This is a genomic window from Haploplasma axanthum (genome assembly GCF_900660745.1).
GTDB lineage: Bacteria > Bacillota_I > Bacilli_A > Acholeplasmatales > Acholeplasmataceae > Haploplasma > Haploplasma axanthum.
Genome location: NZ_LR215048.1, coordinates 1597965 through 1613052, shown reverse-complemented (window position 1 = coordinate 1613052; position 15088 = coordinate 1597965). Strand labels below are relative to the sequence as shown.

At 29.6% G+C, this 15088-nt stretch carries 8 protein-coding genes; all 8 read left to right on the top strand.

Annotated features, from left to right (window positions below):
- Nucleotides 1-8: 8 nt before the first annotated feature.
- The 8 genes from EXC62_RS07400 (at nucleotide 9) to EXC62_RS07365 (ending at nucleotide 15052) form a co-directional block, all read left to right on the top strand.
- Entirely contained in the window at nucleotides 9-3437 is a 3429-nt protein-coding gene (locus EXC62_RS07400) for a glycoside hydrolase family 2 TIM barrel-domain containing protein (RefSeq protein ID WP_162140150.1), read from the top strand.
- Nucleotides 3434-5779 carry an alpha-xylosidase gene (gene yicI / locus EXC62_RS07395; protein WP_026390299.1) on the top strand — a complete coding sequence of 782 codons (2346 nt, stop codon included), beginning with the start codon at nucleotides 3434-3436 and terminating at the stop codon, nucleotides 5777-5779. The genes EXC62_RS07400 and yicI overlap by 4 nt, the downstream gene beginning before the upstream one ends.
- A gap of 71 nt (nucleotides 5780-5850) precedes the next feature.
- Nucleotides 5851-7311 carry an alpha-L-fucosidase gene (locus EXC62_RS07390; RefSeq protein WP_026390300.1) on the top strand — a complete coding sequence of 487 codons (1461 nt, stop codon included), beginning with the start codon at nucleotides 5851-5853 and terminating at the stop codon, nucleotides 7309-7311.
- Between the two features lie 39 nt (nucleotides 7312-7350).
- Nucleotides 7351-8364: a LacI family DNA-binding transcriptional regulator gene (locus EXC62_RS07385; protein WP_162140151.1), complete on the top strand. Its 1014-nt coding sequence runs from the start codon at nucleotides 7351-7353 to the stop codon at nucleotides 8362-8364.
- A gap of 10 nt (nucleotides 8365-8374) precedes the next feature.
- Nucleotides 8375-10795: a GH36-type glycosyl hydrolase domain-containing protein gene (locus EXC62_RS07380; RefSeq protein WP_129747563.1), complete on the top strand. Its 2421-nt coding sequence runs from the start codon at nucleotides 8375-8377 to the stop codon at nucleotides 10793-10795.
- Between the two features lie 16 nt (nucleotides 10796-10811).
- On the top strand, nucleotides 10812-12299 hold the full coding sequence (locus EXC62_RS07375; RefSeq protein WP_026391023.1) for a glycoside hydrolase family 43 protein: 1488 nt from the start codon (nucleotides 10812-10814) through the stop codon (nucleotides 12297-12299).
- A gap of 250 nt (nucleotides 12300-12549) precedes the next feature.
- On the top strand, nucleotides 12550-13557 hold the full coding sequence (locus tag EXC62_RS07370) for a LacI family DNA-binding transcriptional regulator (protein WP_026391022.1): 1008 nt from the start codon (nucleotides 12550-12552) through the stop codon (nucleotides 13555-13557).
- Nucleotides 13558-13603: 46 nt separating this feature from the next.
- Complete coding sequence (locus tag EXC62_RS07365; protein WP_026391021.1) at nucleotides 13604-15052, top strand: ABC transporter substrate-binding protein; 1449 nt, start codon at nucleotides 13604-13606, stop codon at nucleotides 15050-15052.
- Nucleotides 15053-15088: the final 36 nt, after the last annotated feature.

Below are 15088 nucleotides of genomic sequence, written 5' to 3'. Positions count from 1 at the left end.
AAATGACTATGAATGAAACAAAAAAATTTAATCTATTTTGGAAGTTTTTAAAACAGCCAATTGAAACTACATTAAATCATATATTAAAAAAAGAAAAAGAATTTATTGATGTAGCATTACCACATGACTGGTTAATCTATAATGTTAAGAATTTATATGAAACATCAAGTGGTTGGTATTTGAAAGATTTTGAATTGGAAATTGAAAATGACTTTTCATATTTTCTTAAATTTGAAGGAGTATATATGGATTCAACAGTTTATATCAATGATCAATCTGTTGGAGCATGGAAATATGGATATACTTCCTTCGAATTTGAGATAACTAAATATTTGAAAAAAGGTAAAAATAGAGTTGTTGTTCAAGTTAAACATGAACACCCTAATTCGAGATGGTATTCAGGAGCTGGAATATATCGTGATGTTTGGTTTATAAAGAAAAATAAAAAAAGAATATTAAACGATGGCGTATATGTTAAAACTAATCATTTTGATGGTTCTGTTGTAATTCATACTGAACTTACACATGATAGTGGATTTTTAGAACAGAAATTATACTATAAAGACAAATTAATAGCACATCAAAAAGATAGTGTAAACAATAAACTAATAAAACAAAAATTAGTTGTAGAAAAACCAATTTTATGGTCGCCAGATGACCCAAATCTGTATAGTTTAGAAACAAATCTTTATATTAATGATAACTTATATGATACACATAAACAAAATGTTGGATTTAGAGATATTGTTATGGATTCTGAAAAAGGATTATTTATTAATGGTAAAAAATCTAAATTAAACGGAGTTTGTGAACATCATGATTTTGGAAGTTTAGGATCTGTATTTTCTAAAGTTTTACAAAGAAGAAGATTTGAACAGCTGAAAGAAATGGGAGTTAATGCAATTAGAACTGCGCACTATGTTCCTGCTCCAGATTTTATGGAGCTAGCAGATGAAATGGGATTCTTGATTGTTTCAGATGCTTTTGATATGTGGGAACGTCAAAAGACACAATTTGATTATTCAAGGTTTTTTAAAGAGCATAAAGCTATTGATGTTAAAAGTTGGATAAAGCGTGATAGAAATCATGTGAGCTTATTGATGTGGAGTATTGGTAATGAAATATATGATACTCATGTTGATGAATCGGGCTTAAGAATTACAGAAGAATTAAAACAATTAGTTTTACAATATGACTATTTGGAAAATGCACCAATAACAATTGGTTCCAATTTTATGATGGGTGAAAATGCACAAAGATGTACTGATTTATTGAAATATGCTGGTTATAATTATGCAGAAAAATTATATAATGAGCAACATTTAAAGTATCCAGATTGGAAAATTTATGGAAGTGAAACAGGTTCAATAGTCCAAAGCAGAGGAATTTATCATTTTCCTCTTGAATCACTTATCTTAGTTGATGATGATAAACAATGTTCATCGCTTGGAAATAGTACAACAAGTTGGGGTGCAAAATCACTTGAATATATGCTAAGTTATGATCAAAGTCTTGATTATTCATTAGGCCAATTTATTTGGACTGGTTTTGACTATATTGGTGAACCAACACCATATGATACAAAGAATTCATATTTTGGACAAATAGATACTGCTGGTTTTCCAAAAGATAGTTTCTACGTATATAAGGCTCTATGGACAAAAGAACCAGTACTACATATTTTTCCATATTGGGACTTTAATGATAATCAGTTAATTGATGTTAGAGTTGCAAGCAATTTACAAGTTACAAAATTATTTTTAAACGATAGATTTATTGGTGAGAAATTAACTAAGGATGAGTTAATCCCTACTTGGAAGATTCCATATGAAAAAGGTGAACTTCTTGTAATTGGGTATGATGAGTTTGGGAATGAGATATTAAGAGATTCACGAAGGTCTTTTGGCGATGGAAATAAACTTAAGGTTTCATTATCAAAAGATATATTAAAAGCTGATGGTATTGATTTATTAGAAATTATTATTGAACTTGAGGACCTAGATGGAAATCATGTTTATAATGCAAATAATGAAGTTACAATTAAGATAGACGGACCAGCTAAACTATTAGGAATGGATAATGGTGATAGTACGGATTATGATGAGTATAAAACTAATACACGGAAATTGTTTTCTGGGAAATTAAAAGTTCTCATTGGTTCACTATATCAAAGCGGAAAAGTAAATTTAGTTATTGATTCACCAAATATGGAGTCGGTTTCTAAAACTATTGAGATTACTGAAGTAAATTTAATTGGTGAATATAAAATAGCACAAGAATCAAATTATCGTATTCGATCAGGAGAATCTATAGAAAAATCAGAAGATAATAAATTTGATTTCATTTCAATTAGAAAAATTGAACTTAAATCAAAAACAAATATTTTAAGTAAAGAAAAAAATGAAACTGAAATTGAATATAAAATTTATCCTGAAAATGCTACGAATAAAGAATTAGTTTGGAAAGTAGTAAATGCAAAGGGTGTTGAAACAAGTATTGCTAAAATAAGACAAGAGTCTAATAGAGTATATGTTAAAGGGCTTGGAGATGGCAATTTCACTCTTAGATGTATGGATAAAAATGATAAAAATCAAGCAACAATAATATCAGAATTACAATTTGATATTAAAGGAATTGGTATTGCCTATAAAAATCCATATAAATTTATAAGTGCTAGTCTTTATGATGATTTTGAAGGTGAAATAAAGTCAGGTAATGAAAAGGGTATTGCAACTAGTAATGAAGTGAAGTCAATTTTGTTTTTTAATAATATTGATTTTGGTTTAAATGGTAGTGAGTATATCGAATTACCAATCTTTTCGTTTGATAGTAAACCTTTAGAAATCAAATTATATGTTGTTGAAGGTAATAATAAACAAAAAGAGTTAATCGATACATTTACTTATTATAAAGATACTATTTGGGATGTTTATCAATCAGAAAGATATAAGTTATCTAAAAGGTTGAAAGGTAATAAAGATATTGCATTAGAATTTAGTCGTTCAGTACATTTTAAAGGTTTTGTTTTTGATGAATACGACAAAACATATGAAGAGGTTTCTGTTTTAGAAAACGACATGTATTATGGAGATTATTTTGAAAAAGAAAATTGGGGATTTTCTAATATTGGAAATAATGTCTCATTTAGTTTTAATAATTTAAATTTTAATGAGGGAATAAGTAGCATAAAAATTTGTGGTAGATCAAAGAAAGATAATAATACAATTAGACTGCAAATAACAAATGTTGATGGTAATGAGTTAGTGAAAAATATTGAATTTATGAAGAGTCAAAGTTTTAATATTATTGATATTAAATTAGATGATATTAGAGGTAAATCAAATGTTGAGTTTATTTTCTTACCAGGTAGCAGTTTTGACTTTAAGTGGTTTAAATTTATAAAAAATAGTGATGAATTAAAAGGAGAAACAAAATGAAATTTACTAATGGAGAATGGTTGTTAAAAGAAGGCTATGAGTTATTTAGTCCTAAAGAAGTTTATTTTGAAAAAGTAATAGATAATAAACTTATTTTAACTGCACCAACTAAATTTATTAAACATCGTGGTGATACATTAGGAGGAGTAAACTTAACTGTTGAGATTTCTGCACCATTTGAAGAAGTTATTAGAGTAAGAGCATATCATTATAAAGGTGTTAAAAATCATGGACCATCATTTGAAATAAATGATAAGAATCAGAAGTTAAATTTTGAATCTAATGATGAGAAAATAGTAGTTAAAAGTGGAAATTTAAGATTAGTAATTGATAAAAAAAATTGGGTTATGAAATACTATCGTGGTGAAGAGTTCTTAACAGAATCAACACAACGTGATTATGGATATGTAAAAGCTGATTGGAAGGGTTTTGCATATGATGTTCCAACATCAACAAATAGTTTTATGCAACAAAGACTTAGTTTGTCAGTTGGAGAACTAGTTTATGGAACAGGAGAAAGATTTACTCCTTTTGTAAAAAATGGACAAACAATTGAAATATGGAATGAAGATGGTGGTACATCAACTGAACTTTCATATAAGAACATTCCATTTTATTTAACAAACAAAGGATATGGTGTATTTATTAATCATCCTGAAAAAGTATCTATGGAAATAGGTAGTGAAAATGTTAAAAAAGTAGGATTTGTTGTTACAGGAGAAGAATTAGATTATTTCTTCTTTAATGGTCCAACAATGTTAAATGTTATCGAAAGATATACTGATTTAACTGGAAAACCAGCACTTCCAAAACCTTGGACATATGGTCTTTGGTTATCGACATCATTCACTACTAATTATGATGAAGAAACTGTTATGAGTTTTATAAATGGAATGCTTGAAAGAAAAATACCTTTAAAAGTTTTCCATTTTGACTGTTTCTGGATGAAAGATTTCCATTGGACTGATTTTGTTTGGGATAAACGTGTATTTAAAGATCCAGAGGGAATGATAAAAAGAATTAAAGCCTTAGGATTGAAAATATGTGTATGGATTAATCCATATATTGCTCAAGAGTCTGTTTTATTTGATGAAGGAATGGAAAAAGGTTATTTAATTAAGAAGCCAAATGGTGATGTGTGGCAATGGGATATGTGGCAACCTGGAATGGCTATTGTTGATTTTACAAATCCAGAAGCTGCAAAATGGTATCAAAGTAAGCTTGCTAAACTTGTTGATATGGGTGTTGATAGTTTTAAAACAGATTTTGGTGAGAGAATTCCAACTGATGTTGTTTACTTTGATGGTTCAAATCCAGAAAAAATGCACAATTATTATGCATATATATATAATAAAGTTGTTTTTGAATTGTTACAAGAAAAACTTGGAAAAGATGAAGCATTCTTATTTGCTAGATCAGCAACTGCTGGTGCACAAAAATTTCCAGTACACTGGGGTGGAGATTGCTGGAGTAACTATGAATCAATGGCAGAAAGTTTAAGAGGAGGATTATCTCTTGCTATGTCTGGTTTTGGTTTTTGGAGTCATGACATTGGTGGTTTTGAAAGTTCATCAACAGCTGATGTCTATAAGAGATGGTGTGCATTTGGACTTTTATCTTCACATTCAAGATTGCATGGAAGCACAAGTTACAGAGTACCTTGGGTGTATGATGAAGAAGCGGTTGATGTTTTAAGATTTTATACAAATCTAAAAGCAACCCTTATGCCATACATTTATTCAATCTCTCAACTAGCAAATAAACGTGGTATTCCAACAATGAGAAGTATGGTTTTAGAATTTACTAACGATAAAAACACTCATTATTTAGATAAACAATATATGTTTGGTGATGCATTACTTGTTGCTCCAGTTTTAAATGAAGTAGGAATTGGTGATGTATATCTTCCAAAAGGAAATTGGACAAATTACTTTACTAAAGAAAAAGTAGTTGGAAATACTTGGAATAGTAAAAAATATGATTACTTTAGTATGCCGTTAATGGTTAGAGAAAATACGATTCTACCAATTGGAAATATTAATGATAATAGTGATTATAACTATGAAGATAATGTTGATCTTCAAGTTTATGAATTATTAGAAGGTATAAAAACAACACGTGAAGTTTATGGTACTGATAATAAAGTTAAAGCAGTAGTTACTATTGTTAAAAATGGAAAAGAAGTTGTTGTAACAGTAAAATCTGATAAAAAATCTAAATTAACATTTATTAATCTAAATGTTGAAAATAAAGATTTAAAAACAATTCATACAGACAATCATACAATTGTTGAATTAAATTCTTATACTAAAGAAACAGAATTAGTGTTTAATATTAAATAAAATTAATAAGTATTGAAATGGTCAACCCTTTAACAAGGTGCTGACCTTTCAATATATAAACGAGGTATATGATGTATAAAAAAATAAGTGAAATAGAAAAAGTAATTAATGAAGGACCTTTTAAAGACACATGGGAATCGCTTCAAAAGAAAAATATTCCATCATGGTTTAAAAATAGTAAATTTGGTATTTTTATCCACTGGGGTCTATATAGCGTTCCAGCATTTAACAATGAATGGTATTCAAGAAATATGTATATTGAAGGTATGGAAGAATTTAAACATCATATTGAAACATATGGGGCTCATAAAGGGTTTGGATATAAAGACTTTATTCCAATGTTTAAAGCTGATAAATTTGATCCAAGTCATTGGGCTAAAATAATTAAAAAATCTGGAGCAAAATATGTTTTTCCAGTTGCTGAACACCATGATGGTTTCCAAATGTATAAAAGCGATATTTCAAAATGGAATTCTTATGAAATGGGACCTAAAAAAGATATTTTAGGTGAATTAAAAAATGCTTTTAACAATGAAAATTTAATTTTTTGTACTTCAACACATAGGGCAGAACATTGGTTTTTTATGAGTCATGGAAAAAAATTTGAAAGTGATATTCCGCAAGAGTCAAGAAAAGGTGACTTTTACTGGCCATCATTCGAAGAAAAGGGTGCATATGATTTTCAAAGTGAACCTAAACCTTCAAAAGAATTTCTTGAAGATTGGTTAGAAAGAACAGTTGAAATTATTGATAAATATGATCCTAAGATTTTGTATTTTGATTGGTGGATTCAACATGAAGCATTTAAACCATATTTAAAAAAAGTTGCTGCATATTATTATAATAATGCGTTTAAAAACAATAAAGATGTAATCATTGCTTATAAACATGATGCTTTTGTTTATGGATCTGGAATCGTTGAGATTGAAAGAGGGAGATTTAAAGAATTAAAACATTTCCCATGGCAAACAGAAACTGCAATAGCTAATAACTCATGGTGTTATACTAATAATTTGGATTATAAGACGGAGAATGATGTTTTAACATTATTAATTGATGTTGTCAGTAAAAATGGAAACCTTCTTTTAAATATTGGACCTAAAGGTGATGGTTCAATTCCTCAGTACGAAGAGAAAATGCTTGAAAATATTGGTAAATGGTTAGAAAAAAATGGTGAAGCTATTTATGAATCAATTCCATATTTAATTTTTGGCGAAGGAAGCACAATAGAAATTGAAGGTAAGTTTTCTGAGAAGAAAATTGAATATAAAAATGATGATTTCAGATTTACAGCAAACAACGGTGCTGTATATGTTTTTGTTTTAAATCCAAGAGATACAAAGAGATTTAATGTGAAAACACTTAGAAAAGCGACTGAAAAAACAGAAGGCATATTTAGTAGTATAAAAAAAGTTGTTTTACTAGAAACACAAAAAGAAGTAAGTTTTAAACATAATGAAGAGTTTTTAACAATTGAATTAGATAAAAGTTATGACAATTATCCAATTGTTTTTAAAGTGGAAATGGAATAATATTATTATTCGAAAACGATTTCGAAGGGTTGTGTATTGATGATAAAGATAAAAGATATTGCTATTGCATGTGGAGTCTCAATATCCACTGTAAGCAAGGCATTAAATAGATCACATGAGATTAGTGATGAAACAACAAAAAAAATAGTTGAAAAAGCGAACCAACTTGGATATATAGCTAATTCAAATGCTAGAAGTTTAAAAACTAAAAGGTCACAAAATCTTGGATTAATTTTTGTCGATAAATCAGACAGTGGATTAGGACATGAATATTTTAGTGTGATTTTAAATGGAATAAAAAAAGAAGCAGAAGAACAAGGTTATGATTTAACATTCATAAGTAGTAGCATAGGAAGATCACGTAATTCTTATTTAAACCATGCTAAATATCGAGGGTGTGATGGAGTTATTATTGTATCTGCTGATTTTCATGATCCTAAAATAATTGCCCTTGTTGAATCAGATATGCCAACAATAACAATCGATTATCAATTTCACAATCGAACAGCAATTATGTCCGACAATACTAGAGGTTTAGAAGAAATTGTTAGATACCTTCATACAATGGGGCATGAAAGAATCGCTTTTATTCATGGCGAAGATACAGATGTTACTAAACAAAGACTTGCAAGTTTTTATCGTACATGTGAAGAACTTGGAATTAATATACCTGATGAATATATTAAAACTGCGGAATATCATATTCCTAAAAATAGTGGAATAGCAACAAAAGAATTAATAGAACTTGAAAAAAGACCGACATGTATAATATTTCCCGATGATTATTCATATATGGGTGGATTAACGGAAATTGAGAAACATGGTTTAAAGATTCCTGATGATATTAGTGTTGTTGGGTATGATGGGATTTATCTATCAAGAATATTAAGACCTGTTTTAACTACATATGTACAAGAAAGTGAAAAAATTGGTGAAACAGCAACAAGTGAATTAATTAAAATGATAGAAAATCCTAAGACATACTTAGCAGAAAAGATTATCATTGATGGTTATTTACAAATTGGTCAAACCGTAAAAAAAATACAAGATTGAGGAAAGAAAAATGAAATATGGACAATTCGATGATAAGAGAAAAGAATATGTAATAAAAGAACCATTAACACCAGTACCATGGATAAACTATTTAGGAAATAATGGATATTATGGATTAATCTCAAATACAGGTGGAGGGTATACATTTTACCAAGACGCTAAATTAAGAAGACTGACAAGATATCGCTATAATAATGTACCAACTGACTTTGGTGGAAGATATTACTACATAAATGATGGAGAAGTAACATGGAATCCAGGATATCTACCATTAAAGATGAAATTAGATAAATATGAAACAAGACATGGACTAGGATATACGATAATAACAGGAGAAAAAAATGGAATAGAAGTGAGTATAACATATTTTATTCCATTAAATGATAAAGTAGAGATTCATGTAGTAAAAGTAAAAAATAAAACAAAAAAAGAAAGAAACATAAAACTATTTGGATTAGTAGAATGGGCATTATGGAATGCAGAAGATGATCAAACGAATTTCCAAAGAAACCTAAATATAGGGGAAGTAGAAGTAGAAGAAAATACAGTGTATCATAAAACGGAGTATCGTGAAAGAAGAAACCATTTCGCATACTACAATGTAAATAAAGAAATAAAAGGATTTGATACGAGTAGAGAAGCATTTTTAGGAAGCAACTATAATACATGGAGAGATGCAGAAGTAATAGAAACCTTAAAAAGTAAAAATAGTTTAGCAAGTGGAGGTTCACCAATTGCTAGTTTAGAAGTAGAAATTGGATTAAAACCAAACGAAGAAAAAACATTAGTATATCAATTAGGTTACTATGAAAATAAAGAAGAAGAGAAATTCGAAAGTTTAAATGTTATTAATAAAAGAGAAGTAAAGAAAGAAATCAGTAAGTACCAAGATATCATAAATGTTGAGAAAGCATTTGAAGAATTAAAAACATTCTGGAATGAAACACTCTCTAAATACCAAATAAATAGTAATAATGAAAAATTCGATCGAATGATAAATATCTGGAACCAATACCAATGTATGACAACATTTAATATGAGTAGATCAGCAAGTTATTATGAGAGTGGAACAGGGCGAGGTATGGGATTTAGAGATAGCTGTCAAGATATCTTAGGATTTGTTCATATGATACCAGAACGTTCAAGAGAGCGAATTATTGACTTAGCATCTATCCAAATGAAAGATGGAAGTACATATCATCAGTACCAACCACTAACAAAGAAAGGTAATGCAAATATAGGATCAGGATTTAATGATGATCCATTATGGCTAGTAGCTGCAGTATCAGCATACATAAAAGAAACAAACGACTATACAATATTAGAAGAAATGGTTCCATATAATAATGAAGTAGGAAGTGAAGAACCATTATTTAATCACTTATATGCAAGTATCCATTACACAATAAATAATAAAGGACCACATGGATTACCATTAATAGGAAGAGCAGACTGGAATGACTGCTTAAACTTAAACTGTTTTTCTAAGAATCCAGGAGAATCATTTCAAACAACAGGAAATATAGACTCAGATGCAGAAAGTGTATTTATAGCAGGAATGTTTGTAAAATATGCAACTGAATATGTAGAAATCTGTGAGAGAACAGGAAAACATGAAGAAGCAAGTTTAGTTAAAAAAGAAATTGATTTGATGAGTAAGGCAGTAATAAACCATGGTTGGGATGGCGAATGGTATTTAAGAGCATATGACGCATTTGGAAATAAGGTTGGAAGTAATGAGTCTGAAGAAGGAAAGATATTTATAGAACCTCAAGGATTCTGTACAATGGCAGAAATAGGTGGAATAGAATATGGTAAGAAAGCACTAGCTAGTGTAGATAAATACTTGAAGAATGAATATGGAGCAGAATTATTATATCCAGCATACACAAAATATCATTTAGAACTTGGAGAGATAACATCGTATCCACCAGGGAATAAAGAAAATGGAAGTGTGTTCTGTCATAATAATCCATGGGTAGTAATAGGCTATACAACGATAAGAGATGGTGAAAAAGCTTTTGACTTATATAAGAGAAACGCCCCAGCATTTATAGAAGATAAGAGCGAAATACATAGAACAGAACCGTATGTATATAGTCAAACAATTGCAGGAAGAGCTGCAAAGAATTATGGAGAAGCAAAGAACAGTTGGTTAACTGGAACAGCATCATGGACATTTGTAGCAGCAAGTGCACATATAGTTGGAGTAAGAGCACATTATGATGGATTAGAAATAGATCCAGTGTTACCAAGTGAAATAGATAATGTGAGAGTATATCGAAGATTTAGAGATAAAGATTTTGAAATTCAAGTAATAAAAGATGAAAAGAAAAAAGGAATTACAATAGTTAATGGTAAAGAAATAAGTGGAAATATTGTTGAAGTTATAGATAATGTTGAAACTTATGATGTGATATCTTATATATAGAAAGGGGATAATATATATGATTTATAAAAATCCAATAATTAAAGGTTTCTATGCTGATCCAAGTGTGTGTGAAGCAAATGGAAAATATTATCTTGTAACTAGTACAATGCAATATTTCCCAGGTGTTCCAGTCTTTGAAAGTGAAGATTTAGTTAATTGGAAACAAATTGGTAATTGTTTAACGAGAGATTCACAAGTAGAACTTGAAAATATTGAAAGCTCTAGTGGAGTTTTTGCTCCAACTATCAGGTTTCATAATGATAGATTTTATATGACAACGACAAATAATAAAACAAGAAAGCATTCAATTGTCTATACTGATGATATTTACGGTGAGTGGTCAGAACCAATATTTATTGATCAAGATGGTATTGATCCGTCATTATATTTTGAAGATAACAAAGTTTATTTTATGAGTAATGGAATTGATGACTTTGGGATTAGTGGTGTGATTCAAAGTGAAATAGATATTGAAACTGGTAAAAAGTTAACTAAAAGTAAATGTGTATGGCAAGGTTCAGGTGGAAGATACTTAGAAGCACCACATTTATATAAAATAAGTGATTGGTATTATTTGCTTGCTGCAGAAGGTGGAACAGAATTTGGACATATGGTAACTTATGCAAGAGCAAAAAGTCCATATGGACCATTTGAAGATTACCCTAAAAATCCAGTTTTAACGAATAGGAACTTAGGTGGATTTGAAATACAAGGTGTTGGACATGGAGATTTGATTCAAGATAAACATGGAGATTGGTTTCTAATTCATTTAGGATTTCGTCAAATTGGACAATGGGATCCATTTCATCATCTAGGCAGAGAAACATTTATGACACCAGTAAAATTTGATTCCAATGGATGGTTTACTGCGGGTAATAATGGTACTACGGAAGAAGAATATGAAATTAAAGGTAGCTTTATCCAAAAAAATAGGAAAGCCTTTTCGTTTGAAAATACAAATCCTAATTTAGAATGGATTCATTTAAGAGAAAAAAATAAAGATTTTTATCAGTTAGATAATGAAAAGTATATCTTGAGAGGTAATAATAAAACTCTTAATGATTTAAATTCATCTCCAACATTTATTGGCATAAGACAAAAAGATTTTAATGCTTTAATAACATGTAATTTAACTATTGACCATGGTGAAGCAGGAATAACACTTTATATGGATGAAAAGCATCATTATGATTTACTTTTAAAAAAAGAAAAGGGTGTTTTTTCTGTTCAACTAAAAGCAAATATTGGACCAATCAATCATTTAGTTAAAAAAAGTGATATTAAATCTAACAATGTAAAGCTTTTGATTGAAGCAACCAACAATGATTATAAATTTTACTATGATAAGATTTGTGAAGAAACATTTTTGGGATCATTAGATACTAGGTATTTATCGTCAGAAGTAGCCACAGGATTTACAGGAGTAATAATTGGTTTATTTGCACATAGTACAGATAAATCTAACGAAGCTATTTTCAGAAATTTCAAATGCACGTATAAATAAGATAAAAAAATTAATTATTTTTTAGTAAAACTTTACTTAAAAAAGCATAACAATCAAATAAAAGGCTGTTGTGCTTTTTTTATTATAGAAAATACGAAAACGATTTCATTGATATAATGCGATAGTTACGCGATTCTTTAAAAAAGTTTCGTAAAAACGCTTACAAATGTGACTTGTTATAGATTGACAACTATTTTTTGCAGTGATATAATGAAATTGCGAAAACGTTTTCGGAAAGGTTTGATGCTCAGTGATTAGAATAAAAGATATTGCAAAAGCTTGTGGTGTATCGGTTTCAACAGTCAGTAAAGCCCTAAATAGATCTCATGAAATAAGTGGCGATACGACAAGAAAAATAGTTGAAAAAGCAAATAAGATGGGTTATATTGCTAATTCAAGTGCTAGAAGCTTAAAAACAAAAAGATCGCAGAACTTAGGGTTAATATTTGTTGATAATTCTGATAGTGGATTAGGACATGAGTATTTTAGTATTATACTTAATGGAATTAAGATGGAAGCTGAGAGGCAAGGATATGATTTAACATTTATTAGTAACAAGATTGGTTCATCAAAAAATTCGTATTTAAATCATGCGAGATATCGTGGATGTGATGGGGTAATAATAGTATCAGCAGATTTTCAAGATCCTAAGATTATGGCACTTGTCAATTCTGATATGCCAACTGTAACAATTGATTACCAGTTTCATAATAAAACTGCAATTATGTCAGATAATAAAAAAGGTTTGGAAGAAATTGTTAAACATGTATATGAAATGGGACATAGAAGAATTGCATTTATACATGGTGAGGATACAGATGTTACAAGACAGCGTTTAGCAAGTTTTTATAAAGCTTGTGAAGAATTAGACATTAATGTACCAATAGAGTATATAAGAAGTGCTGAATATCATATTCCAAAATATAGTGGTATTGCAACAAGAGAATTATTAGAAATGGAAAATCGGCCTACATGTATTATCTATCCAGATGACTATTCGTACATGGGCGGGTTAACTGAAATTGAAAAACATGGTTTTAAGATACCAGAGGATATTAGTGTTGTTGGTTATGATGGTATATATCTATCAAGAATTCTTAGACCCAAATTAACAACGTATGTACAAGATAGTGTGCAAATTGGGTTAATGGCAGCTAATAAATTAATTGAAATGATAATGCATCCCAAAACATACCTGTCTGAACAAATAACAATTAATGGTTATTTACAAAAGGGCCAAACGGTCAAGCGAATATAGTTAATAAACATAGCAAAAGCTATGAAATATAAAAAGGAGAAAAGAAATGAAAGGACTAAAAAAAGTATTTGGTTTATTGTTAATTGCTGTAACGGCAGTTGTACTTGTTGCGTGTAAAGATGATAAGTCAGATGGAAGTACATTTAAGCAAGAAGGGGAAAGATTAGTTATTTATGTTTGGAATGATGAATTCCAAGGCAGATTTAGAAATTTCTATCCAGGATTTGTTAAAACAAATAGTGATGGTACAGATCTTTTGGATGATGGAACTATTGTTGAATGGGTAATTAATCCAAATGATGATAATAATTATCAGCAAAAACTAGACTTAGCACTTAAAGCACAAGAAAGTGCAGCAGCTGATAAGAAAATTGATATATTCTTAATTGAAGCAGATTATGCGATGAAATATGCAAATGAAACATATGCTTTAGATGTTAAAAATGATTTGGGAATTAGAGATTCAGCAATTGCAAATCAATATCAATATACTAAAGATATCGTTACTGATTCTAAAGGAGTATTAAGAGGCTTATCATGGCAAGCAACTCCAGGTTTATTTGCTTATAGACAAGATATCGCTGAAGAATTATGGGGTGCAGGAGTAACACCAGAAACTGTTCAAGGTAAAATTGATACTTGGGCTAAGTTCAATGCAGTTGCTGCAGAAATGAAAGAACACACAAATACTAAATTCCCTACAGGCGTTAGAATGCTTGCAGGAAATGATGATTCATACCGTGTATTCTCAAATAATGTTAGCTCACCATGGGTTAATGATAAAGATGAGATTATAGTTGATCCACAAATTATTGAATGGATTAAACAAGCAAAAACTTTCGCTGAAAAAGGATATAACCATCAAGGTGAATCATTTGGTTTATGGAAATCAGATTGGCAAGCTCAACAAGGTCCAACTGGAGATACATTTGGATTCTTCTATTCAACATGGGGAATTAACTTTACATTACTTGGAAATTCATTAGCAGATGCAAAAGGTGAAAAAGAATTAGGTAATGGATTATATGGACAATACCGTGTTGTTCAAGGGCCAGCAAGCTATTATTGGGGTGGTACTTGGATTGTTGGAGCTAAAGGAACTGATAATCCTACTCTTGTAAGAGACGTAATGTTAAAACTTACAGCAAATCAAAATATTATGGAAGATATTACATTAGAAACAGAAGATTATACAAACAACAGTGTAGCAATGGAAAAAATTGCTGCTGATCCAAACTATGGTTCAAGTTTCTTAGGTGGACAAAATCATATTAAATTATTTACTGAAAATGCTAAAAAGATTAATATGGAAAACATTTCTGCATATGATCAAGGATTAAACGAAGAAATGCAAAATGCATTTAGAGATTTCTTTGGTAATAGTAGCAGATGGAATCAACAAGGATGGGAACAAACATGGAATACATTTAAAGAAAAGGTATCAACAAAATACCCAGAATTAAAACTAGTTACTATTCCTGCATATCCATTCTAATATTTAGTAATAATATTTAAGTATGAGGAGGTAATC